General features: G+C 65.9%; 20 protein-coding genes. 10 read left to right on the plus strand and 10 right to left on the minus strand.

Annotated features, from left to right (window positions below; all coding sequences use genetic code 11):
* Nucleotides 1-26 precede the first annotated feature (26 nt).
* Nucleotides 27-1,055, minus strand: coding sequence for a LacI family DNA-binding transcriptional regulator (locus ACFQBT_RS18205; protein ID WP_377824908.1), 1,029 nt, complete (start codon nucleotides 1,053-1,055; stop codon nucleotides 27-29).
* A 66-nt stretch (nucleotides 1,056-1,121) separates the two neighbouring features.
* Between ACFQBT_RS18205 and ACFQBT_RS18210 the strand changes: the two genes are divergently transcribed.
* On the plus strand, nucleotides 1,122-1,946 hold the full coding sequence (locus ACFQBT_RS18210; RefSeq protein WP_377824910.1) for a phytanoyl-CoA dioxygenase family protein: 825 nt from the start codon (nucleotides 1,122-1,124) through the stop codon (nucleotides 1,944-1,946).
* Between the two features lie 27 nt (nucleotides 1,947-1,973).
* Here ACFQBT_RS18210 and ACFQBT_RS18215 read toward each other — a convergent pair whose 3' ends face one another.
* Both ACFQBT_RS18215 and ACFQBT_RS18220 read right to left on the minus strand, forming a co-directional pair.
* Nucleotides 1,974-2,801, minus strand: a complete 828-nt coding sequence (locus tag ACFQBT_RS18215; RefSeq protein WP_377824912.1) for an aminoglycoside phosphotransferase family protein — start codon at nucleotides 2,799-2,801, stop codon at nucleotides 1,974-1,976.
* Between the two features lie 257 nt (nucleotides 2,802-3,058).
* Complete coding sequence (locus ACFQBT_RS18220; protein WP_377824914.1) at nucleotides 3,059-3,892, minus strand: phospholipase D-like domain-containing protein; 834 nt, start codon at nucleotides 3,890-3,892, stop codon at nucleotides 3,059-3,061.
* A 270-nt stretch (nucleotides 3,893-4,162) separates the two neighbouring features.
* Here ACFQBT_RS18220 and ACFQBT_RS18225 point away from each other — a divergent pair, with 270 nt between their 5' ends.
* Nucleotides 4,163-5,908, plus strand: coding sequence for a hypothetical protein (locus ACFQBT_RS18225; RefSeq protein ID WP_377824916.1), 1,746 nt, complete (start codon nucleotides 4,163-4,165; stop codon nucleotides 5,906-5,908).
* Nucleotides 5,909-6,119: 211 nt separating this feature from the next.
* Nucleotides 6,120-6,452, plus strand: a complete 333-nt coding sequence (locus ACFQBT_RS18230) for a hypothetical protein (protein WP_377824918.1) — start codon at nucleotides 6,120-6,122, stop codon at nucleotides 6,450-6,452.
* 107 nt (nucleotides 6,453-6,559) lie between these two features.
* Here the strand turns inward: ACFQBT_RS18230 and ACFQBT_RS18235 are convergent, their stop codons facing one another.
* The 3 genes from ACFQBT_RS18235 to ACFQBT_RS18245 form a co-directional block, all read right to left on the minus strand.
* Nucleotides 6,560-7,078, minus strand: coding sequence for a hypothetical protein (locus ACFQBT_RS18235; protein WP_377824920.1), 519 nt, complete (start codon nucleotides 7,076-7,078; stop codon nucleotides 6,560-6,562).
* Between the two features lie 401 nt (nucleotides 7,079-7,479).
* On the minus strand, nucleotides 7,480-8,382 hold the full coding sequence (locus ACFQBT_RS18240; protein WP_377824922.1) for a phosphotriesterase family protein: 903 nt from the start codon (nucleotides 8,380-8,382) through the stop codon (nucleotides 7,480-7,482).
* Nucleotides 8,375-8,773 (minus strand): carboxymuconolactone decarboxylase family protein, encoded by a 399-nt coding sequence (locus tag ACFQBT_RS18245; RefSeq protein WP_377825549.1) that lies wholly within the window; start codon nucleotides 8,771-8,773, stop codon nucleotides 8,375-8,377. Before ACFQBT_RS18245 ends, ACFQBT_RS18240 begins: the two co-directional genes overlap by 8 nt.
* A 70-nt stretch (nucleotides 8,774-8,843) precedes the next feature.
* Between ACFQBT_RS18245 and ACFQBT_RS18250 the strand changes: the two genes are divergently transcribed.
* The 6 genes from ACFQBT_RS18250 to ACFQBT_RS18275 all read left to right on the plus strand — a co-directional run bounded on the left by ACFQBT_RS18250 (nucleotide 8,844) and on the right by ACFQBT_RS18275 (nucleotide 13,088).
* Nucleotides 8,844-9,440: a CGNR zinc finger domain-containing protein gene (locus tag ACFQBT_RS18250; RefSeq protein ID WP_377824924.1), complete on the plus strand. Its 597-nt coding sequence runs from the start codon at nucleotides 8,844-8,846 to the stop codon at nucleotides 9,438-9,440.
* Between the two features lie 118 nt (nucleotides 9,441-9,558).
* A complete protein-coding gene (locus ACFQBT_RS18255) occupies nucleotides 9,559-9,879 on the plus strand; it encodes a helix-turn-helix domain-containing protein (RefSeq protein ID WP_377825551.1) in 321 nt (106 codons plus the stop codon).
* Entirely contained in the window at nucleotides 9,837-10,253 is a 417-nt protein-coding gene (locus ACFQBT_RS18260; RefSeq protein ID WP_377824926.1) for a hypothetical protein, read from the plus strand. The genes ACFQBT_RS18255 and ACFQBT_RS18260 overlap by 43 nt, the downstream gene beginning before the upstream one ends.
* A gap of 141 nt (nucleotides 10,254-10,394) precedes the next feature.
* On the plus strand, nucleotides 10,395-11,333 hold the full coding sequence (locus tag ACFQBT_RS18265; RefSeq protein ID WP_377824928.1) for a hypothetical protein: 939 nt from the start codon (nucleotides 10,395-10,397) through the stop codon (nucleotides 11,331-11,333).
* A gap of 52 nt (nucleotides 11,334-11,385) precedes the next feature.
* Complete coding sequence (locus tag ACFQBT_RS18270) at nucleotides 11,386-11,850, plus strand: MarR family winged helix-turn-helix transcriptional regulator (protein ID WP_377824929.1); 465 nt, start codon at nucleotides 11,386-11,388, stop codon at nucleotides 11,848-11,850.
* Nucleotides 11,847-13,088, plus strand: a complete 1,242-nt coding sequence (locus ACFQBT_RS18275) for an epoxide hydrolase family protein (protein WP_377824930.1) — start codon at nucleotides 11,847-11,849, stop codon at nucleotides 13,086-13,088. The genes ACFQBT_RS18270 and ACFQBT_RS18275 overlap by 4 nt, the downstream gene beginning before the upstream one ends.
* Nucleotides 13,089-13,470: 382 nt before the next feature.
* On the opposite strand, the gene dnaB is transcribed toward ACFQBT_RS18275, so the two are convergent.
* The 4 genes from dnaB to ACFQBT_RS18295 all read right to left on the minus strand — a co-directional run bounded on the left by dnaB (nucleotide 13,471) and on the right by ACFQBT_RS18295 (nucleotide 18,678).
* Nucleotides 13,471-14,862: a replicative DNA helicase gene (gene dnaB / locus ACFQBT_RS18280; protein WP_377824932.1), complete on the minus strand. Its 1,392-nt coding sequence runs from the start codon at nucleotides 14,860-14,862 to the stop codon at nucleotides 13,471-13,473.
* 435 nt (nucleotides 14,863-15,297) lie between these two features.
* Nucleotides 15,298-16,407, minus strand: coding sequence for a peptidoglycan DD-metalloendopeptidase family protein (locus ACFQBT_RS18285; protein WP_377824933.1), 1,110 nt, complete (start codon nucleotides 16,405-16,407; stop codon nucleotides 15,298-15,300).
* A 69-nt stretch (nucleotides 16,408-16,476) separates the two neighbouring features.
* Nucleotides 16,477-17,622 (minus strand): C40 family peptidase, encoded by a 1,146-nt coding sequence (locus ACFQBT_RS18290; protein WP_377824934.1) that lies wholly within the window; start codon nucleotides 17,620-17,622, stop codon nucleotides 16,477-16,479.
* Nucleotides 17,623-18,021: 399 nt separating this feature from the next.
* Nucleotides 18,022-18,678 (minus strand): C40 family peptidase, encoded by a 657-nt coding sequence (locus ACFQBT_RS18295; RefSeq protein WP_377824936.1) that lies wholly within the window; start codon nucleotides 18,676-18,678, stop codon nucleotides 18,022-18,024.
* A gap of 453 nt (nucleotides 18,679-19,131) precedes the next feature.
* Here ACFQBT_RS18295 and ACFQBT_RS18300 point away from each other — a divergent pair, with 453 nt between their 5' ends.
* Entirely contained in the window at nucleotides 19,132-20,475 is a 1,344-nt protein-coding gene (locus tag ACFQBT_RS18300; protein ID WP_377824938.1) for an MATE family efflux transporter, read from the plus strand.
* The last annotated feature ends 48 nt before the right edge of the window (nucleotides 20,476-20,523 follow it).

Below are 20,523 nucleotides of genomic sequence, written 5' to 3' on the forward strand. Positions count from 1 at the left end.
CCGATCGAACCGCACGTCGTACCTCCCTACTTCTGCTGCAGGCAGGCGCAGCTGCTTTCTCGGACGACGAGCCGGTGCGGCGCGACGTACTCGGTCGGCGTACTTTCCTCACCGGCCTGATGCCGGCCAAGGGCGGCTAGGGCCAGCTCGGCGATGCGCGTGACGTCGGGTCGCACCGTGGTCAGCGAGGGAACGCTGAAGGCACCGTCCTGGATGCCGTCGAAGCCCACCACCGCGACATCGTCGGGGACCCGGAGGCCCGCATCGTGCAACGCCCGCATCGCTCCGAGGGCGAGTTCGTCAGTGAAGCAGAAGAGCGCGTCGAAATCCGAGCCTTCCTCGAGAAGACGACGGACCGCGGCGGCTCCGTCGGACCGGTGCAACGTCTGGGTGACAACCTCGAGCCCGAGCTGATGGGTACCGCCGGCCGCGGCGACCGCCTGCCGGTATCCCTCCCGCCGCAGCGCCGAGGTTTCGTTGGCACGATGGGGCTGCAGTCCGACGGCCGCAATCCGCCTCCGCCCCCGGCTCAGCAGATGCGCCACGGCATCGCGGGCCGCGGCGACGTTGTCGATGGCCACCCGGTCCACGCTGCCCTGCCCGGGCCGTTCGCCGAGCATGACGACAGGTGGGCCGTCCCCGCGCGGCCGCACGTCGTCCGCGGCGAGGGCCCACGGGCTGATGACCACGCCGTCCACCTCCCGTCCGGGTGGACCCGCGAGCAGTGCTCGCTCGCGGTCGGGGTCGCCATCGCTCTGGGCAATGTGGACGGTGAGGCCGATCGCCTCGCCGGCGCGCACCATCCGCGAAGCGAGATCGGAAAAGTACGGCGAGTCGATCTCCGGCACGACGAGGGAGACCGTGCCGGAGCGTCCGGTGCGCAGTTCGCGGGCCGCCAAGTTGGGCCGATACCCCAGCTCTGCTACGGCAGCCAGGACGCGCTCGCGCGTGTCCTGGCTGACGTGGACGAAATCGTTGACGACATTGGACACCGTACGGACGGATACCCCCGCGCGCTCGGCTACGTCCCGCTGGCGCACCCGTCCCGACGTCACCCGTACAGCCTATTGCCTTCCAATTTGCCACGTGGCAAAGTAGCCGCATTCGACGAAAGGAACATCATGACCAGCACCGCCACCGTCCCCGTCAGCCGCGCTGTGGACGACCTGCACACCGCCGGCATCACCGCCCTACGCGGCGCCTTCGATGTCCCGTGGGTCGACCGGCTCCGTGCCGACGTCGAGGCTGCCTTCGCGGCGGCCAGGCAGCGGGAGGGTGGCGCCGTGGGCCGCGGCCCGCAGCGCTGGTACGTCGAGGTCCACCCGGAGGAGATCAGTGGGTTCGCCGACCTCGTCGGCCATCCGTGGGTGCAGGAGGTGAGCGAGGCCGTGCTCGGGCCCGATTGGTCAGTGGTCGAGATCGGCTTCGACATCCCATTCCCCGGCGCGGTCGACCAGCCCTGGCATCGCGACTTCCCCAGCCCTGACGAGACCAAGCGCGACCGGCGCCTCACCTCCCTCGCCTTCAACGTCACCTGCGTCGACACGACCGAGGACATGGGTCCGTTCGAAATCGCCCCCGGCACTCAGTGGGATAGCGGCGAGGATTTCGAGCACGGCATGTTCCCTCCGCGGGAGACGTGGTCGCGCTTCGAGGAGTTGGCGGAGCGCAAGTACCCGCAGCGGGGTGACATCTCGGCCCGCTCGGCGCTGACGATCCATCGTGGGACGACGAACCACTCCTCGCTCTCGCGGCCCGTCCTCGTCCTCGGGGTCGACGCGCCCGGGGCCGGGAACGACGCGCAGCATGACCCCGCGGTGACCACCGCGTACTGGGATGCCCTACCCGAGAAGGTCCGCCGGCACCTCACCGTGTCCGTCGTCGACCACCTGACCCCGATCGTGCAACAGCACACCATCGAGGGCCTCGTCATGGGCGAGGCCTGACCTCACCGCTCCCGACGAGATCAAGCGTCACCCCAGTCGACGAAGACTGGCTTCGAGCAGCACCTCGATCCGGGATGTCACGCCTGCCACGTCGACAGCCCGCCGACCGCCGACCTGACGGCGGATCCACTGCGCCTGGTGGTCGTCGTGGTGCAGCAACGCGTACAGATCCCACCAGGGGTCCAAGCGCGCACCGGCTACCGACTCGTACCGCGACGCGAGCCTTTGCGCCCAGCCGGGCGAGTAAAGCGCCGCGAGGTAACGGCGACAGTGCCCAACGTCGACAGCGCGAGACCCGCGATGGACACCGTTCCAGTCCACCAGCCCGGTGATGTTGCCCCGCGACCACAGCATGTTCACCGGCAGGAAATCACCGTGCAGGAACACTGGCGGATCCTCCGGCGGTGCAGTGACCATCGCATCAATCGCTGCTCTCCACACCGCTGGGTTGCGTGCCCCCGCAGGTACGCGCAGCAAGTCCGCAGTGGCGATCCAGGAGTCCGCCCACGGCCGGAACGTCCGGGCTGGCAGATCGGCGGAGTGCACACGCGATGCCAGTTCCGCGACCCTGCTCAACCACTGCTCGGGATCGACGGGATTCAACTCGACGTGGCCCGGCAACCGGGTCATCAGGAGCGAAGGTGCACCGCCGGTCGCGCTGCCGTCGACATCGGCCGCCACCACCCTGGGGACCGGTAAGCCGGACCCCGCCACCACACGAAGGTTCGTCAACTCCTCCTGGAGGGTCTCGTGCAGACCGGTTGCGGCCGGGTACTGCCGCAACACCACGAAGGTGCGCGTCCCGGCGCGCTCGACCGTCACCCGGTGCACTGCGGATGAGACGCCACCAGTCATGCGGCGATAGCCGACAACACGAGCGCCCTGACCGACCGATTTCGCAACCCACGCCAGTGATTCATTAGAGGGCCGACGGCGCGCGAAACTGCCCTCCCTCCAGTCGTGGCCCGCCACGACTGGAGGCTACTTCCCGACAGATCCTGGCCGGTTTCAAGGTCTGATGCTCCTATTGCGTGTCAAGCGGTTTGGAGCATCAGACCCGACCGCCGCCCTGGGGACGGCGAACTTCTAGCGAGGGCCGGTGGGGGGTACGGCTATGAGCAGGTCGTCCTGGCCAGACCTCTGACCCCAGAGGCGAATTGGTCGAGGGACAGCCGCACATGTCCGTTCTGCAGGCCCCGGCCCGCGATACCCAGCTCAGCCAGCTTTACCTGCAAGAGGTGTTCGGGCACCAATCGCGGATCGGTGCGGGTCACCCATGGCCACCGTTCGATCGCTGCAGGGTCTTCGTTCTGCATGCGCGCGACGTAGTCGGCGGGCTGGAACTGCGCACCGTCGCTCACTTCGACGACGGCGTAGCAGTCATGCGTCTCCTGTGCACAGATGAAGACCAGGTCGCCCGGTTTGAACTTGGGTCGCCCCTTCTTGGGGCTCGCGAAATACGAGCTGCTTCGCCACCCTTCGAGGTCCGGCTCGCCGTACTCAAGTTTCAGCCACAGACCGCGTCCGGGGTCCCGGGCATCCACAAGTAGTGCCTCGGCGAGCTGCTGAGCTGTGCGTGGGTTGAGTCGGTGGCGGGCCGCGTCCTGTTTGGGGGCGGTGATGAGCTTCGCATCGGCCTCGAGCTGCACCAGGTCATCCGCGGTGACAGGTTGGCTGTTCCAGGACAAAAGGGTACGGCGCGCTTCCGCGACGAGCTCGGCATCGAGCTCAACGCCGAGCTCGTGATTGGGTAGGGCACTTGTCCCCAGTCCGGCACCGGTCAGGTTGGCCGATCCGAGGAACCCCTCCCCGCCGATGACGAACACCTTCGCGTGGACGCGGGGCACGTCGCGGATCTCTACCCCAGCTTCCAATAGTTGCTGCAGGCCCCTGACCGACAAGTACCCGCCAGCGACGGCCGCGGCGTCCAACCGGGTGATCAACACCCACGAATGAGAACAGTCGCGGGCTAGCCGAGCCAGTCGGAGGGCTACATCGGCGCTGAGGTACGGGCTGGCCAGAACTACTTCAGATAGGCCCCGCTCAAGACGTTCCATCAGCCATGGGTCAGCACGGGTGTGCAATCTACTATCCGCTGGGGGCATGCCCAAGAACGTACTGGGACGGGTGAGCGGCGGTGGCCGCGGAACGGTTGAGATCGTTTGACGTCGGTTGGTTGCCGTGAGCAGCAAGGACGTTCGACCGATACTAGGAGCATGGATCGAGTCAATTGGCGACGCATGGAGGAGAACGACTTCAATCGGCTCGTCGAGGATCTGCTGGTTCGCGAATTCACCGGCGACGGTCGCGTTGCCCACGCGATCGACGGTCGCGGTGGAGATGGCGGAATCGATGTCGAGGTGCGGGTTAAACGAACCAATCAGCTGCTCCGGGTATTTCAGCTGAAACACTTCCCCGAGGGCTTCTCCGGTGGGCACGCCGATAGCCGGCGGCGGCAGATCAAGAAGTCGTTGAACCGGGTCCTCGACAGCAACGAACTGCCAGGCGTGTGGACCTTGGTGACCCCCATCAATGCCACGGTGACCGAGCGGAAGGTGGTCACTGCGATGCGCCCGCCCGGGGTCAAACTGCGGATTGACTTCATGGGAACCACCGAACTAGATCATCTCCTGATCAAACACCCGGACATCGAATCCTGGTTCCTGCGGGACCCGGCGAAAGAGCTGTTGAAAGCCGTTCACCGGGAATCGGCGGTTCTCACGAGGCCAGGCGATCTTCTTGCAGAAAACCAGCGGATCGGACAGCAGCTGGCCTCCCGTAGCCAGTACTGGGGGACTGCGTACGCTGTCGACCCAGACGGCACTTACACCGAGACCCTTTTTGCTCGCCGCCCTGACGCTGCCGAACGGGAACCGCTGGGCATCAGGTTTGAGACCCGGTTCGGGCCTGAGGACGCGGACATCATGGCCCAGGTTGAGCAGTCACTTGGCTACGGCGCGATCGATCCGGTGACACTTCCCGAGCGTGTTGTTCAGTCGATCGAGATGATCGGCCCGGAATGGTTCGCTGCCAAGGGCACCGGGTCTATCGAGTGGTGGCCGGTTCCAGATCAGGACGGCCGGCCACCAACCCGGGCCGAAGTGTTGGTCGGCGTCGCGAACCGCGACCCCATTGCCCGTCTGTCCGGAACAGTGCAGTCCATGGCGGCAGGTCCGCGCGGAAGAACAATCCGGGTCGTCTTTGACGGTGGGATCACCCAGACGTGGAGGCTAGATACTGACGGATCCCGGTCGGGCAGCATGGAGATGCAGTTCGCGCCCGCCGCATCTACCGCCCGTGACGTCCGCCGTGCCGTACGGTTCCTCGCCGCGCTTGCTGCCCACGGGCAGATGGGCCTTTCGATCGACGGGTCTTCCCCGGGTTGGGTCCTGGTCGGCCCCGGCCAGTTCACTGCGCCCGAAGAAGAGCTGACCAGTTACCTCAATGACCTACGCGCGCTAGAAGAACACTTCGATGTGAACCTTCACCTCCCCGTCGAAGGGATCTCGACGATGGACCGGCTGTGGGCGCGCATTCTCGTCAAACTGCTGAACGGAGAAGTTGTCAGTTACCCCGGCCGTGATGCGGTGCACGGCAAGCTCAACGGGTCGCTGGATTCCAGCCTTGAACGGCTACTTACAGAAGGGGCAGCGCTGTTCCTTCATGGGATCGAACTGCAACTCAATATCTGTGGCACACCCCTCACTGTTGGGCAGGTTGCTATGTGGACACCACATGCCGTCGCTGACGATGCGGAGAGGCTGCGCACATTGCTAAGTGAAGGCCATGGCGCGGGCGAGCGGTTCACAGCTCGTCCCGCAGAAGGGACGCCTTGGGCGATCTACCGACTGGGCGAAAAGATCTCGCCCAACTCATCGGTCGTACAACCGTGGGAGGTGCCAGGGGTGCCGGAACATCCAGGCTTTGAACGCCTGCTGACCCAAGACTCGGCTGCATCCTGAGGCCAAGCCGCCAGCGAAAGGGTACGCGCGGCAGCGGAGCGGCGGCGGCGTGTCGAGCTGCAGTGAAGATGGCACGGGACTCGCGACGTACTTGGCACAACGGCGGTCGAGCGCGGTCCCTGTGCCAACTACAGCCGGGTCGTGCGATTACCGGATCGCGGCACGACCGGGAAGCTGGGACGCCGCACACGTAGCCGCTAGCCTGCGGTAGGTGACTGGGCACGAGATGCACCGGGTGCTGCCGTTTCCGTATGAGGCCGGTCGTTTTCCGTTTGACCTGGGTGCGGTCGTACAGAACACGGTGCTCCGCGGCGAAGAGCCGGCGCGGGAGGTCGGACATACTGCCGACGGTGAGTGGTTCATCGGTGACGGTGTGAACGACCCCAATCTTCCCGGAGCCTCCACCGCCACACACATCTGGCATGCGATCGAACGCGACAGCTCGATCGCGGACCTCGCCACGATGCCGCCCGGCCATCGAGCGTCACGCCCAAGTGCGGCTGAGCACTGGCAAGTGCAGACGCTTGATGGATGGGGTGGGTAGGAGTTTCGCCGCGCCGTATCAGGGGTGAACCCGGCGTTTCCGGGGCTTGCATATGCCACACATCGGTGGCCAATCACAGCTTCAACGCGATAGGACTTTGCTAACTACTAGACGCAAACCCAGCAGTAGACGACTTCGCCTTCGGCGCGAGCATGACGGGCAAGCTGGGCGAGCTCCCCCAGCAGATCGCGCAGGAACTCGGGGTCCCCTTGTCCCCAGAACTCCTCTGTCTGCGACCAGAGAACCGCCACCTCAGCGAGCCGTTCCGGTGTTGATTGCGCCAGTACATCAATCAGTCCGCCGCTTACTTGCAGGACCAACCTCTCTCCACCGTCCCGAATGGCAACTGGCGCCTCGGGAAGAGACTCCAAGATGTCGTCAACCGAGCGACCCGTAAGTAATCCCTCGAGGGTTGCCGCCTGGACGACTGGCTCTATCCCTGTGTCGCTGACGGTCCGAAACCCGGACGGAAAGTCGCCCAGATCATCGTCTGATCGGCCGGACGTCCCGTAAGGGTCCGCGGTGGGTCCCGAAGCCGAGGGGTGACTGGGTCCTTGGAGCCAATCGATGGTCACCGCAGCCTGTTCGTCGCTCCCAGCGACGAAATAGTCGAATAGCACGCCCACGTCCGCAGGCTAACGGAGTAAGACCGTCAGCGGTGCCACGCGCTCAGCTAACTCGCGGCGCGCGGATCTCGGAATGACAGGACGTTCGCGATAACGGCCGTGCCCCATCCACACAGGGGTTTGAGCATCTCGACAGCGCGCGCCCATTGGTCCATAAGCAAACACGGTCGTGCATCCGCGACGGACAAGTTGTCGAGAAGCAAACAAGGTTGCTCGGAACACTCGACGAACGTTGCACCTATCCGACTCAACCGCAGCCGTTGTGCAAAGTAGGCGGCGCGGTCGAGACACACCCTGTCGACGCGTAAAACGCTGTCTCCGGCACGCCGATCACCCCTCAGGCTGATCGCCGGAGCAGCGATACAATCACGCTTAGTGCGGGTCTAGTTTCTGCGCCAAACCTATTGCCGGAGTGCGTAGGCCTGGTGTGCGTTGGTCGTCAGGATCTGGCTGAGGTCGGTGGTGCCGACGACAGGTCCGATGATTTGTCGGGCCCAGGTCAGGAAGTTGCTCGTTCCTGGCGCACCGCCACTGGCAGGCTGAGCCAATTGACTGGTGGTGTCGGCGCCCAGCAACAACTGGTGCAGGTGGCCCGCGTTGATGAGGTCATTCAGCAGCCCGGGGGTGCGCCAGTCAGTGGCGTGATTGCCCAGCGATGGCGCATCAAAGCAGGCGTAAACGCCGCGATCTAGGACTGCTCTGATTGATGCGAGGTCAGGAAATCGGCCCAGGTGACCCAGGATGATTTGTTCGGGTTGCAGCCCAAGGTCCTCAAGCAGATCGACGACCTGACTTGCGCCTGTTCCCCTTTCGAGATGAACAGCGATCGGCGCCCCGGTGTGTCCTGCTGCGGCAGCGGCTGCGGCGACGTGGTCACGTTCGAAGGGGTCGAGGGTCCAGTACCCGGTGGCGATCTTGATCAATCCGCACCGTTGGTGCTGAATGTCGTCGATAAAGCGGGCAGTAAGGGAGTCCGCGGACAATGCCGCGATGTCGGCGTCCGCGGGGTAGTGAGCCCGCAAGTGTCTTCCGGTCGCCGCGATGATGTGGATGTTGATGGTGCTACTCATCCGTCGCAGGTCGGCCAAGTGACGGCGGGTTCCCGCTGGGGACCATTGCACGATGCAACCTCCGCCCGCCAAGCCGAAGGCATGCGCTTCCTCGGTAGCTGCTTCTAAGTTGTCGAGTTCGACTCCCGCCATGGCAGCGCTGGTCAGGAAGAGGTGGTCGTGCGCATTGACCACGCCAAGGTCGTCGCACGCGACATCGCCGGCGATGGTGCGGACCATTTGCAGATCATCCATCGTGGCGTGCCGCTTCATGTGTCGCGTTGGCGTCCTCGAACGCCTGAGCAGCAGCGCGCATCCCGGCCAGTGCCCTGGGCGTTCCGACGTACGGCGTGAGATGGGCGAACACTTCGCCGACCTCTTGTCGGGTCATACCGATCCGTAGGCAAGTACGGACGTGGCCGACCAGTTGAGGTTCGACCCCGCCCATGGCGGTCAACGCACCCAGATTGATCAGTTGCCGATCTCGCAAGCTGAGGCCGGGTCGCTGGTACGGGCCACCGAAGAGTGCCCCGACGATCCACTGGTCCATGCCGGGAGCCACCGCGTCCACGCTGGCCCGCCACCCCGAAGTTGTCTCTTGGTCCTGCAGCAGTCGCAGCGTTCGCTCACCAGCCGTCACATCCATCTCACTCACCCTTCCTTCGGTAACAGTTCACCCGTTACATAGGTAACGGTTCGGACGTTACAGTAGGGATATGAACGACCGCAACATCGACGACGCCACGGCGGCGACAAGCACCGACCAGTCTCGTTTCCCACTGGCCGGGGGTGCGCCGTGGCTGAACCTCATTGCCACTGTGGGTCGGGCCTACTCGGCTGCCCCGATCGAACGACTCGCGACGACTGCGGACCTCGACGAGTGGCTAGTAGCGAACGGACTGCAAGCGCCGCCCTCCAATGACCGAGACCTCTCTGTGGCCTACGACCTTCGCGCGGCCTGCCGGACCATTTCCGAGGCCATCGTCAGCGCAACAACGCCACCTTCCGCCGCGATCCGCACGATCGCCAGCGACGCGAGACACGTTTCCTTCACGGCCTACCCCCAGGGCGCCCGCTGGGACACCGCACGTGACGCGCTCGGATCAGTAGCTCTCACAGCCCTATTGAGTCTCACAGGCCCAGAGCGAGCCATGCTCGCGCAATGCCACGACCCTGAATGCGGGTGGGTATTCCTGGATCCCAGTGGCAGACGCCATTGGTGCCCCTCCCGCTCCTGCGGCACACGCACCCGGGTCCGCCAGCACCGGGCCCGATCCAAAATCGAACCAACAGCAGCCAGCGGAACTCAGTAGTCAACGACGGAAACCGGAACTACATCGACCTAGGTGCGCGTGTCGCCGACGCTTGAAAACGAGGCCATAGCGACGGTCGAAAACGAGGCCACCCAGACAGATTGGATGGGTGATCTCTGTGGAGGATTGGGCTCTGATCCGGCGGCTGGTCGCGGATGGTGTTCCGCAGCGTCAGGTCGCGCGGGACTTGGGCGTTGGCAGGTCGACGGTGGAGCGGGCGTTGGCCTCGGACCGGCCCCCGAAGTACGAGCGGCCAGCGGTGCCGACGGCGTTCACGCCGTTCGAGCCGGCGGTGCGGCAATTGCTGGCCATGACGCCGGACATGCCGGCGACGGTGATCGCCGAACGGGTCGGCGGAGCGGGTCGATCACCTGGTTCCGTGAGAACGTTCGGCGTTTGCGCCCGGAGCACCGGCCGGTCGACCCCGCTGATCGGCTGACGTGGCTGCCGGGTGACGCGGCGCAATGCGACTTGTGGTTCCCGCCGAAGAAGATCCCGCTGGAGGACGGCACCAGGGCGCTGCTGCCGGTGATGGTGATCACCGCTGCGCACTCCCGGTTCATGCTCGCCCGGATGATCCCGACCCGCCACACCGCCGACCTGCTGCTGGGCATGTGGGAACTGCTGCAAGACCTCGGCCGGGTTCCACGTCGGTTGATCTGGGACAACGAGACCGGGATCGGTCGTGGGAAGCGGCACGCCGAGGGTGTGGGCGCGTTCACCGGCACCCTGGCGACCACGCTGCAGCGACGTTTGCCGAGCCGTCACCAGCCGAGAACGGCGAACACTTCAGCAACGCCTGGCCATCGTTGAGAGCGACCTCGAGACGTCTCGTAGCAAGGAGGCCGAACAGCTACGCGTCACCCTCAGTCACCTGCGGTGGGTATTGAAGAGGTATCCAACAACGGCTTGATCGAAACATGCCTCGCGGTGCCGCCACCTACAGTCGGGTACATGCCTTATCCGGTACCCCAGGAAGTAGTGGAACTGGCACATCTGACCGGCGACGGGATGGCGGATCTGCACGAAATCGTCGTGCACCCTTTCGCTGGTGCGTTCGGTGAAGAGGCTGTCGATGGCGGCGACCGGCGGACCGACCTTCTGGAACTCGACAGGCGGGGTGACCTTGCTAGGCGTGACGTGTACATGCACTGGGTCCTGCTGCCTGTCGTCACGCGTTGCACTCACATCCAGGACGTGCTCAGGGGAATGTCCGTCCTCTGCTCGGCGGCAGGATCCGAGTTTCAGAGCACCGCAGCGCCGACGGTCCTTGCGCGATCCGTCCTAGAGACCGGTGCTATGGCCGGATACCACCTGGAAGGGACCTTCGACACCCGCCTGCTGCGCGGTTACACCTCCGGCCTTAGTGAGCATGCCGACGCAATCCAAGCGCTCGCACCGCTGGTGCGAGCCCACCGCGCCGACGACGCCGACCTGATCGCGGCGTACATCGCTCACTACGACCTGGCCCGTCATTTCAACTACACACTGGTTGAAGCGCCCAAGAGGAGAGTCGCAGAACGGCCGAGAGTTCAGGCGGTCCGCAGCGGTGACATGCAGTCAGCTCAACTCACCCCCAACACCACGGGAATGCTGGCCGATGTCGGCGGCCCATGGGAACAGAGCTGGCGGACCGGGTCAGGCGTCACGCACGGCCGCATCTGGGCCGTCCAGGGCCTACAGATCCGCAACGAGATTGGCGCAACGAGGGGCGAGGACTTTATGCACGCCGCCGCCATGGCGATCCAGGGCGTGAACGTACTCATCCGAGCCCTCGCCACATTCACCGGAGACGACACGGCAGTCACCGAGTGCGACCTACTGACGGGAAGCCTCGGAGCCCTGTACGCCGAGCGTGGACTCATGAGCAGCCCGACCGGCGAACCGACCTGACCGCCGCAGGAAACGGCCACACTACATCAATGTTTGATGTATCGTTGTTGGGGTGGATGCGGCCCAACCCAGCGATCTGGACGTAGATGAGCTGACCTGGGCGATTGAGGACTTCAACACCGTCTTCATCCGCTTAGCAACTGTCGAGCAGTTCAGTTTCTCGACGTTGTCCGTGCTGCACAGCCTGTCGCGTCGCGGTCCCATGCGTGTCACCGATCTGGTGGCGACCGAGCAGATCAAACAACCAGCCCTAACGAGCTTGATCAACAAGCTCGAGGCTAAGGGACTGGTGCACCGCGCTCCCGATCCTTCCGACCGACGGGCTGTTCTGCTGTCGCTGACAGCAGCCGGCGAACACATCGTGCAATCCCGCCACGACGACCGGGCCACGAAACTGGCCGATCTCATCGGCAGGCTGAGTCAACGAGAACGCACCACGTTGTCCCGAATTGGCCCAGTGCTGCAACGCCTCGTCGCTATCGCGGCCGAGGAACCACACCCTGCCGCAGGAGAGTGAGCACCATCCACACCATTGACCTGTCACAAAGCCCGATGCACGTGTCCGACGAAATCCTCGACGACTTAACCGCCAGGTTGCGTTCCACGCGGTGGCCGCTGAACGCCGACAACGCCGACGGGTTTTACGGGGTACGACGCGAGTTCCTCCAACCGCTCGTGGAGTACTGGGCCGACGGATTCGACTGGCGCGCGGCCGAGACACGCATCAACGCCTACGAGCACTATCGCGTGAGCATCGACAACGTCCCATTGCACTTCATGCGCAAACCCGGCGTCGGGCCGAACCCGATCCCGTTGATCCTGTCCCACGGTTGGCCATGGACCTTCTGGCACTGGTCCAAAGTGATCGACCAACTCGCCGATCCCGCAGCCCACGGCGGCAACCCCGACGACGCATTCGACGTCATCGTGCCGTCGCTGCCCGGGTTCGGGTTCTCGACCCCGATCCCGCAACGACCCGACATGAACTACTGGAAAATGGCCGACGTCTTCCACGAACTCATGACCACCGTCTTAGGGCACTCGAAGTATGCCGCTGCGGGCTGTGACGTCGGGGCACTGGTCACCGGGCAGCTGGGCCACAAGTACCCCGGCGAGTTGTACGCCATCCACATCGGTTCCGCTCTCCGCCTGGACTTCTTCAACGGAGACATGGCCTGGAACATCACCAAAGGTCACGCCCTCCCCGACAACCTTCCCTCAACCCTCCGACGGGAGGTAATCGCGACGCAGAAGAAGTTCGCCGTGCACCTGACCGCGCACATGCTCGACTCCGCGACACTCAGTTACGCGCTAGCCGATTCTCCCGCCGGCATGCTCGCCTGGCTCCTCGAACGCTGGGACACCTGGTCGGACAACCACGGCGACATCGAAACCGTGTTCAGCAAGGACGACATCCTCACCCACGCCACGATCTACTGGGCCGGTGGCGGGATCGACACCTCAATCCGCACCTACGCCAACAACAACCGCTACCCCTGGACCCCCAGCCACCATCACCGGCCCGTCGTCCAAGCACCGACCGGAATCACGTTCGTCGGCTACGAGAACCCACCCGGGGTGACCACCACCGAGGAACGCGTCGCCAACTTCCTCACCAGCGACCGCGCCGACTGGTACCACCACACCAACGTCACCGCCCATGACCATGGCGGGCACTTCATCCCCTGGGAAATCCCCACCGAATGGAGCCAGGACCTCCGTCGAACCATGCGCACCACCATCGGCCGCCGGTAGCAACGCTCGCGACGCGCTAGAAAGTGTCATCGGACCCGGGCGCACCATCCCTGCGTGACACAGCGCGAAGTCATCACCACCCGCCCCAACGGCGCAAACCGGCCGAGGCATGTGACCAGCCGATTCCGTTCACAGGTTGTACCGGTCAGTAACTTGTGAAATGAGAGCTGCTCTCAACAAGCACCCGGCTGACCTGCGACGATCCGCCCAGCTTGACAATAATTCCGGCATCGAAGGTTGCTTGCACTTCGTACACGAGTCCAAAACCGGGTCGATCCACCCCTCACCGCACCCTGTTTGAGACCCCAGGGCAAACAATTGGCCCGTTTAGGAAAACTTCGCTGCATCTCGACATTCGCTGCATCTCGACAACAGGCGGCGGCTAGAACGCCTTCGCCATATTGGTGAACCGGGCGAAGTGGCCTTGGAACGCCACCGTGATCGTGTCGGTCGGACCGTTACGGTGCTTGGCCACGATCAAGTCGGCCTCGCCGGCGCGCTCGCTCTCTCGGTTCACCGCATCGTCACGGTGCAACAAGATCACGACGTCCGCATCCTGTTCGATTGACCCACTTTCACGAAGGTCGCTCATCATCGGTCGCTTGTCGGTGCGCTGCTCCGGACCACGGTTCAGCTGGGAGATCGCGATCACCGGCACCTCGAGCTCTTTGGCCAGCAACTTCAGCGCCCGGGAGAACTCCGAGACTTCCTGCTGGCGCGACTCCACCCGCTTGCCCGACGACATCAGCTGCAGATAGTCGATGACCACCAGCTTCAGGTTGTGCCGCTCCCGCAGCCGCCGGCACTTGGAACGGATCTCCATCAACGACATGTTGGGCGAATCGTCAATGAACAACGGCGCATCCGACAGACGCCCTGATGTGTGCGCCAACTTCGCCCAGTCGTCGTCCCGCAACTGACCCTTACGCAACTGCTGCAACTGGATCTGCGCCTCCGCCGACAGCAGACGCATCGTGATCTCGGTGCGGCTCATTTCCAGCGAGAAGATCACCGTCGACATGTGGTGCTCGATCGCCGCCGAGCGCGCGATGTCCAACCCCAGCGTCGACTTGCCGACCGCAGGGCGCGCGGCGATGACGATCATCTGACCGGCCGACAAACCGTTGGTCAGGTGGTCCAGATCGGTGAAACCCGTCGGCACACCGGTCATGTCGTCAGACGAACCCGACGCGGCCTCGATGATGTCGAGTGTCGGCTCCACCACCGACCCGATCGGCACGTAGTCCTCGGAATCCTTGCCGCCGCTGACCGCGAACACCTCGGCCTGCGCCGCATTGATGATGTCGACGACATCCCCGTTGCCGGTCGCCTGCCCCATCTGCACGATCCGGGTGCCCGCCTCGACCAACCGTCGCAGCACCGCGCGCTCGGCGACGATGTGCGCGTAGTACCCGGCATTGGATGCAACCGGCACCGAGTTGATCAACTCGTGCAGGTAGGCCTGCCCGCCCACCCGCTGTAAGTCGCCGCGCTTGGTCAGCTCATCGGCGACCGTGATCGCATCCGCCGGCTCGCCCCGGCCGTAGAGGTCGATGATCGCGGCGTAGATCGTTTCGTGCGCCGGGCGGTAGAAATCCCGGGAGTCCAACTCCTCGGCGGCTTCACCGATCGCGTCCTTGGACAGCAACATCGACCCCAGCACCGACTGCTCGGCGTGCACGTCCTGGGGAGGCAACAGTCCCGGCCCACTGGCCCGATCGCCGTACGCCGAGTCCAACCCTGGGTACCCGGGCTCCGCCTGCGTGCTGGTCACCGACCGCCCTTTCACCTGGTCTCGCCGTCCGACCCTCGCAGCCAAACACGCAGCACCGACAACCTGTCGGAGATCGGTCGTACGCAAGGGGTCTGGACCGACGTTAGTGCCGGTGGGACCGCAGACGAAGTCGGCCCGCGAACTCGTCGAGGAGCCTTGTGGATAACGTGTGGAACAGGTGCGCAAAACGCCGCGGACGACAGTGCACAGGCTGGGGAAAGGGCTGTGGACAAATGCGGCGACGAACCAAGAGAAGGGCTCTGACCTGCACCGATGGGGCTCTTAGCGTGTGCATAGAAACTAAACTCGCGCTGGTCCATCCTTCGGACTATCCACAGATCATGAGGTGAACGAGGTCAAACAATGCACCCCGAATATGCATAACGGCTCATCCCGCGCACCCTTCGCGGAACAAGCCGTCAGCATCGGCCAGGTTCACCCGTTACGGCTGATCGCCCACTGCCCCGCGACGTACGACGTGCCCTCCTCGTAGGTGTCCACCACCGAAACGGCCTTCCAGGTCGAGCAGTTCACCATCTGGAAGTGCAGGTGCGGACCCGTCGAATGACCTGTGCTGCCCGAGCGGGCGATCGGAGCACCCTGGGCCACCTTCTGTCCGGCCCGCACCGAATAGCCGCTCAGGTGGAAGTACTCCTGGCAGAAGCCGGAAGCATCTTGGATCAACACGTAATTGCCGCCGCCGGAGATCCACCCTGATCCCTTCACGACTCCGTCCCGCGAGGCGAGCACCTGGGTGCCGGAAGGCAGCGCGAAGTCCACGGCGTACCGGTCGTAGACACCGTTGTGTGAGAACGAGCCCTGCGCACCCTGGCTGATCCGGTAGCCGACGCCGGCCTTCCACGGCAGCCGGTACGGCGAGTCGGCGTCTCCCGGGGTAGCACCCGTGCCGCCGCCGGTTGGCCCAGCACCGCCCGGGGAAGGAGGCGTGAGCGTGCAGCCGAGTGCCTTCCAGGTGGCAGCATCCACCGTGCCGGTGACCGGCAGCTCCTTGAGCTTCTGCACCTTCTTCACCGCTGCCAGCGTCTTGGCCCCGAACACCCCGTCGACGCTCAGCCCGCCCAGCGCCTTCTGCAACGTCTTCACCGAAGTCCCGGTCGCGCCGTACCGCAGGGTCGCCGGAACGCTGCACGAGGCGGGACTGGTCGGCTTGGCCGCCGGCGGGGTCGCGCCGGGCAGTCCGCCCAGCGCGCTCCACGTCAGGGCGCCGACCACACCGTCGGGGACCAGTTTGTGGGAACGCTGGAAGGTCTTGACCGCGGCCAGCGTCTTGGCTCCGAACCGGCCGTCGACGGTCAGCTTGCCCAGACGCTGCTGCACCACCTTCACCAACGCGCCGCTGGAGCCGTACCGCAGCACTTGCGCCCCGACAGGTACGCCCGACGCCGCGACCACGCGGGCTGTTGACGGGGCCGCGGTGGGTGCGGGGGTCGCAGCCTCGGCGGGCGCGGCCGCCAGGGCGCTACCTCCGACGACCGACGGGACCGTCACCGCAGCGCCGGCAGCGGCGCGGGTCCGACGGCTCACGACCAAGGGCCGGACAGCATCGGCCAGCCCGGGCCGCCGCCGCTGATGGCGAGGTAGAGCAACCACGGATCAGTTCCCGGTGACGTGTCCATAGCTGGACGGGGTGGTGTAGATCGGCTGGATCCGGACCACCTCGCCCGGGTGCGGCGCGGCCAGCATGGTGTTGTTCCCCAGGTAGATGCCCACGTGGTAGGCGGGGTAACCGAAGAACACCAGGTCGCCGGGCACGGGGCTGTTCGTGTTGCCCAGGTAGGCCTGCTGCGCCCGAGCCGTGCGCGGCAGCGTGACGCCCAGCTGGGCGTAGACGTACTTGGTCAGGCCGGAGCAGTCGAAGCCCTGGGCGGGCGTGTTGCCGCCGAGCACGTACGGAATCCCCAGGTACTGCTTGGCGATGGCGATCGCCTTCTGCTGCAACGAACCCTGGACCGGGGTAGTGGTTCCACCGCCGCCGGTGCCGGTCCCGCCCCCGCCGGTGCCGCCGGTCGCGCCCGTCCCGCACGGGAAGCCGCCCAGCGCGCTCCACGTCGCCGGGCCGGCGATCCCGTCGACCACCAGGCCCTTGGCGGCCTGGTAGGACTTCAGGGCGGCCAGCGTGAGCGCACCGAACTCGCCGTCGTCGGCCAACCCCCGACCCAGACGCTGCTGGAGCACCTGGACCGCGTCACCGGAGGAGCCGTACCGCAGCACCTTGACCGCGCAGGAGGTACCGCCGGACCCCGAGCCTCCCGTGGAGCCACCGGTGCCGCCGGAGCTGCCGGGGAAGCCGCCCAGCGCGGTCCAGGTCAACGGACCGACGACGCCGTCGACCGCCAGCCTCTTGGACGCCTGGAACGCCTTGACCGCGGCCAGCGTCTTGGGTCCGAACCAACCGTCGAGTTCCAGGCCGCCCAGTCGCTGCTGAAGGGTTTTGACCAGCGCACCCGTGTCGTTGTAACTGAGGATCACCACGGGGCTGGACGGCGTCGTCGTCACGTGTACGACGCTGGGGGTACGAACGGCGCTGACGGGCGACACGGCTGCTTCGGCCGGAGTCGCGGCCAGGACCGCACCGGCGGAGGCCGGTACGGCCAGCGCACTACCGGACAGGACCAAGCCCTTGCGGGAGGTCACGATGGGCGCGACCTTCGCCGACAGGCCGGGTCGCTGCCGCTGGTGGCGCGGCCTGGGTGCCTCGCTCCAGCGCGCGTCGGGGATCGTGGGGGCAGTCGTGGTCATGAGACCCTCTCGTCGTCATCCGGCCGTCCGTGTCGGCGCTCACGTGTCGAAACCACACCGCCGATGGCTCGGCGGCAGGGGTGGAACTGCGTGCAAGGCGTAGCGCGGGACCCCATCCGGCGCCTACGACTAAGGACTATGCCGGGCGTGTGACGAATGTGAAAGATGGGGAAAACGAGACTGCCGGGGCTGACGTGGCCGATGGTGTCAAGCATCGACACGCCGCGATGTGCGAGTGGCCGGGGCAAGATCCGCGGCATTGCGCGGCTATCGACGATTTGCGGGAGCGGATACTACAAACGTGTCATTCGAAGTTCTTCGTACGACACGCCGAACGAAAAAGTTCCGCCGGCTGTCTCATAATTCGAGACAGCCGGCGGAACCGGAGTTGCGAGCGATTCAGCGCACGTGGCCGTAGCCCGAAGGACGCTGGTAGATCGGCTGCAGCTTGACCACCTGGCCGGGGCGCGGGGAGGCGATCATCCGGCCGGGGCTGACGTAGATACCCACGTGGGTGGCCGGGTAGCCGAAGAACACCAGGTCGCCGGGAACCGGGTGGGAGGTGCGCGGTACGGCGGCCTGCTGGCCCCGCGCGGTGCGCGGCAGGGAGATACCGACCTGGCGGTAGACGTACGACGTCAGGCCCGAGCAGTCGAAGACGCGCGGACCGGATCCGCCACGCACGTACGGGGCGCCGAGGTAGCGGTAGGCGACCGAGACGATGCTGCCGCGCGCGCTGCTGCGGGACGGAGCGGCGGACTTCGGGTAGCCGCCCAGCGCCCGCCAGGTGGCGGCGGTCACGACGCCGGTCGCACCGATGCGGGACTTGGCCTGGAAGGCCCGGACCGCGGCGCGGGTCTTGGGGCCGAACGCCCCGTCGACCACCAGTCGGTAGCCCTTGGCGTTCAGCTTGCTCTGCAACACGCGGACCGCGGAACCGTAGGAGCCGTAACGCAGCGTGGGACCGGTCGCCGTGGTGGCGGCGGACACGGCGGCCGGCGCGACAGCGGCTTTGACGCTGACCGGTGCGGCAGCGGACTGATCGGTGACAGCCATCGCGGGCACGAGCACCGCGGCGGAGGCCGCCAGAGCTGCGCCACGACCGCGCAAAGGAGAAACCGAGCGCTTGAGGTGGCGGGGGCGGTAGGAAACCATGAGCGGAGAGGGACCCTTCGTGGATGGACAAGGAGAGCGCCGAATCGGGCCTGTACCCGCCGCGCTCCCGGTCGCAGACTCCCCGTTGCTTCGACCGGCGCCAGAAACTATGACAGGAGCACGGAGCCCTTCCCAACCTTTCGCCAAGGTTGTGCACAACTCGGCAACGACCGATCGGGGCAGTCGCCGTCACGCCCGCCGGTTACGGCTCGTGATCTTTTCGTGATATTTCCGCGGAACCGCGCGGATCTCAGCCTTAGTCGCAATTTCGCCTGTAACACCGACGACCCATCCAAAAGTTGTCCGTAATTCGGACTCGGAATGTCTCACATCGCGGATGGGTAGCATCGGCGGGTGGACTCACCGCCGGCAACAACGGTGTCGGCGCGCCAGATTGCCGCCCTGGCCGTGCCGGCCTTCCTGGCCCTGATCGTCGAACCCCTCTTCCTCCTGGCGGACACCGCGATCGTCGGTCACCTGGGCACCGTTCCCCTTGCCGGACTGGGCGTCGCCAGCGCGGCCCTACTCACCGGCGTCAACGTGTTCATCTTCCTTGCGTACGGCACGACCGCACTGGTCGCGCGCCGGATGGGTGCCGGTCAGGAGAGCGAGGCCCTGGCCGGCGGCATCGACGGCATCTGGCTGTCCATCGGCCTCGGTGCGGTGACCGCGATCGTCGTCGGTGGGACCGCCGAACCCATCTGCCGGTTGTTCGGCGCCTCCGACGCCACCGTCGACCAGGCGGTGATCTACCTGCGCATCTCCGCGATCGGGATCCCCGGCATGCTGGTGATCCTGGCCGCCACCGGCGTCCTGCGCGGCCTGCTGGACACCCGCACGCCCCTGGTCGCGGCCACCCTCGGCTTCGGCGTCAACATCGCGCTGAACTACTTGTTGGTCTACCCCGTGGGCCTGGGCATCGCCGGCTCGGCCTGGGGCACCGTCATCGCACAGACCGGGATGGGACTGGGGCTCGGGGCGGTGGTCGCCCGTCAGGCCCGGGCCCGGGGAGCCCGGCTCACTCCGCACCCAGCCGGCGTACTCACCTCGGCCGCGAGCGGCGTACCGCTGCTGGTCCGGACCCTGGCGCTGCGCGGAGCTCTCCTGCTCGACACCTGGCTGTCGGCGGGCATCAGTACCGTCGTGCTGGCGGCCAACCAGGTGTCGATGACCGTGTTCTCGTTCATGGCCTTCGCGCTCGACGCACTCGCGATCGCCGCCCAGACGATGACCGGGCGGGCCCTCGGCGCCGGCGACCGATCCGGTGCGCGACACCTCACCCGCATCCTCACCTGGTGGGGAGTCGGTCTCGGAGCCGTCCTCGCGGTGCTGCTGACGGCGACCCACACCGTGCTACCGCGGCTGTTCACCGACGATCCGCACCTGCAGCAGACCCTCGGCGCCGCCCTGCTGGTGCTCGCGGCGCTGCTCCCGGTCTGCGGGATCGTCTTCGTCCTGGACGGGGTGCTCATCGGCGCCGGTGACGGCCGCGCCCTGGCGTGGGTGCAGGTTCTTGTCCTGCTCGGCTACGCGCCGGTGGTCATCGCCCTGCGGGCCCACGCCGGCGACCTGGCCGCGCTGGGCGACGGCACCGCCATGGTGATCGTGTGGTTGGCGTTCGGGTGGTTCCTCGTGCTGCGCTGTGTCGGTCTCGGGCTGCGGGCCCGCTCGGACCGCTGGCTGGTCACCGGCAGCTGAACCGCCCCCGCGCGCTCTCCCTCGCCCGGATCCCCCGCCGGGACAACG

This window comes from Branchiibius cervicis (assembly GCF_042661605.1).
GTDB classification, from domain to species: Bacteria; Actinomycetota; Actinomycetes; order Actinomycetales; family Dermatophilaceae; genus Branchiibius; species Branchiibius cervicis.